Raw genomic sequence first — 3,002 nt, 5'->3', positions numbered from 1 at the left:
TTATCTCTTTTGGAAGAAATTGTACAAAATAAATACAATTTTCCTTGTTTTAATCATAAGAGAAATGAAGAAGAAGGAAGTTTGGAAGTAGTACTTAGATAGCTTGTATAAATAGCAATTGAAAGAAGATGAAAATTTAGTTTACAATGTACCCTTTCATTTTGACTGATTTGATACACCTAATGCCCTAAATACCCCTACACCAACTGTTTCACTATCCTTAATTTGCTTTCAGTAATTATTCGAAAATTAGTGATTACTATGAAATGATATATTGAATAAACAAACTACACATCTGAAAGCAATGAATTATAAAACAATACCAATACTTCTATTGTCATTGACACTATTGACCAACAATTTATTCTCTCAAGAAAAGCCCAATATCATCTTTATCCTTATGGATGACCTAGGGTATGGGCACTTTGCTGTAAATAATGATACGCTAGAAGTGGAAGATTTTGATCCCTATTTTGTAGAACTGGTAGACAAACTTGAAGGGTATAGTAAAGAGGATGCACTTGCATTTTCTAAAAGAGCAATTCCGACCATCTCTAAACTAGCCAATGAAGGTATAGTGTTTAATAATGCTTATGCCACAAGTAATTTGTGTTCTCCTTCCAGAATGGGAATTGCCACAGGCATTTTACAAAATCGTTTTGGGGTGCATGTCAACGCGGATAAAAATGTGGGTATTCCTCAAGGTGCTCATTTAGCGGAAAAAATTCATGGGCTTGGGTATAAGACCGCACACATTGGGAAGTGGCACCTTGGGCCTAATGATCCTAATGCCAAGGTGGGAAAAAAGGGTTCTGTCACCGACGAATTACATCCTCTCAACAATGGTTTTGATTATTATTATGGGTATAACCACTGGGGAAGTCAGTTTTATAATTCCGACCTTGTGTTTGAAAATTATGAACATGCGGGTATTCAAACCGAATACAATACTGATACTTTTACTGATAAGGCGTTGGATTTTATGATGAAGTACATCGATGATGAAATGCCATTTTATGTACAATTACACTATCATGCTGTACATGATTCTTTAGAGCCCAAAGCCCCTGCCAAGTATTTCGACAAGTTTGACTCTGATTATTATGACCTCAATAATTTCTATGCTCACTTGAATGGTGTGGATGAAAATATCAAACGCATTGTAGACTATCTTGAATCAAAAGGAGAACTGGAAAATACGTTGATTTTATTCTCATCAGACAATGGCGCGCAAGCTGGAGGCAGTTATAATGGTGCTAAAATTGGGTCACCTCTGCCTGCTAATGCTCCCTACATTGGTACAAAGGGAACGATGCATCAAGGAGGTGTAAGGGTTCCGCTTTTTGTGTATTGGAAAAATGGCATCACTGCACCACACACTTCAGAACATTTGGTCTCCACCATGGATATTATTCCAACATCAATTGCGGCAGCAGGTGGAACGGTTCCGACGGGTATTGATGGAAAAAGTCTACTGCCTATTTTTATAGATCAGAATGCTCCTGAAGTAAGAGACTACCTTCTTTTTGCTGGGCGTCATGCAGGAAGCTGGGGGCACTTGATCAATAAAACTTTCCATACCAAACCCAATACGGAAAAGAATGCTTCTCCTCCAGCTTGGGCAGTGATGAAAGAGCAGTATATGTTGCGTTTTACAGGTGAAATGTCTCCTAATTATCATAGAGATTACCCTAGTGGAAGAAAACCGGTATTCGAGCTTTTTGATGTGAAATCAGATCCTAAAGAAACAAAAGACCTTTCTGCATTATTTCCTGAATTGGTGATTGAATTGGGTGAAATTTTCTGTGAGGAATTGAAAACCTTTGCTACTCCTGACGGTTGGGGTAATGACAATTGGAATGAAATCAAATCCTCGCTGACTTCCGATCTAAAAGTGCTCCATCCTATTGAAGATATAACGGTAGAAGGCAATACCAAATTTAATTTTACCATTCCTATTGATACTTTTGTACATCAATACTGTGATGATGTGACGTATGTGGCCTCTCAATCTGATGGTAATCCTCTTCCTGATTGGATTACTTTTGATGCAGAAAAAAGAACATTCGTGGGTACTTCCCCTTCTAAAAGTGATGAGCTGATCATCAAACTGACAGCTCAAAATAATAACCTTCAAGAAGTCTCCGATGTATTCCAATTTACCATCAAAGGAGAGGATGAAATCACTACAATCACCTCATTTGACTTCAAGATATTCCCCAACCCTACCAATCATTCTCTTTACCTTCAATTTGATAAAAACTCCATTTTTACACCTCTCCATTATTCTATTTTAGATCTAAATGGAAAAAGCTTTGGTGAGGGAGAAGTGAGTCATGGAACTATAGATGTTGCTCCATTAGAAAATGGGTTTTATTTATTAGTGTTGATCAAAGAGGGCCAAAAGATGGTGTATAAATTTATAGGTATCTAAACTTAGATCGCCCTAAATAGTAAAACGTACTTCTGTTACGGTTAACTGATTTACATTAGTGTAAAAGTAACCAAACAACCAGATGTATTATGATCAATTTTGAAGGTTTTGACGATAGAACATTTTATTCAACATTTCAAAAAGAAGAAGATTGTCTTGAATATTTATCGACACTAAAGTGGAGTGATCATTACAAATGTAGGAAATGTGAACATACAAAATATATGAAAGGTAAAAAGTTACATTCCAGACGTTGTCAAAAGTGTAAATATGATGAGTCTGTTACGGCTCATACCCTATTTCATAAGCTGAAATTTTCAATTCTAACTGCTTTTGAATTCATATTTAAAGTTAGTTGTGATAAGAAAGGCATGTCCACTTTAACTTTAAGTGAGAAACTGTCCTTGAGTTATCAAAGCTGTTTAAATTTCAGACGTAAAGTGCAATATGCTATGCAAAGTAGTTTACAGCATCCTTTGAAGGGGTATGTTGAGGTCGATGAGTTTGCTGTAGGTGGGTATGACGCTGGCAGTCAAGGTAGAGCCAAAGGAGATAAAAAGCTTGTCAA

At 36.5% G+C, this 3,002-nt stretch carries 2 protein-coding genes; both read left to right on the top strand.

Annotation, left to right across the window (positions count from 1 at the left end):
- The first annotated feature begins 304 nt into the window (after positions 1-304).
- On the top strand, positions 305-2,434 hold the full coding sequence (locus HHU12_RS33385) for a sulfatase-like hydrolase/transferase (RefSeq protein ID WP_169661057.1): 2,130 nt from the start codon (positions 305-307) through the stop codon (positions 2,432-2,434).
- An 89-nt stretch (positions 2,435-2,523) separates the two neighbouring features.
- Positions 2,524-3,002, top strand: a 479-nt coding sequence (locus tag HHU12_RS33380) for a transposase (RefSeq protein WP_169656597.1), incomplete at its 3' end; no start/stop codon positions are given.

The organism is Flammeovirga aprica JL-4 (assembly GCF_012844305.1).
In the GTDB taxonomy this organism is placed as follows: domain Bacteria; phylum Bacteroidota; class Bacteroidia; order Cytophagales; family Flammeovirgaceae; genus Flammeovirga; species Flammeovirga aprica.
Note: the sequence above shows the minus strand (reverse complement) of the source record. Positions and strands in the feature narration are given on the sequence as shown.

Bases quoted from the DNA above. Each gene is read 5' to 3' on its own strand.
- HHU12_RS33385 (WP_169661057.1), top strand. From the start codon at position 305: ATGAATTATAAAACAATACCAATACTTCTATTGTCATTGACACTATTG.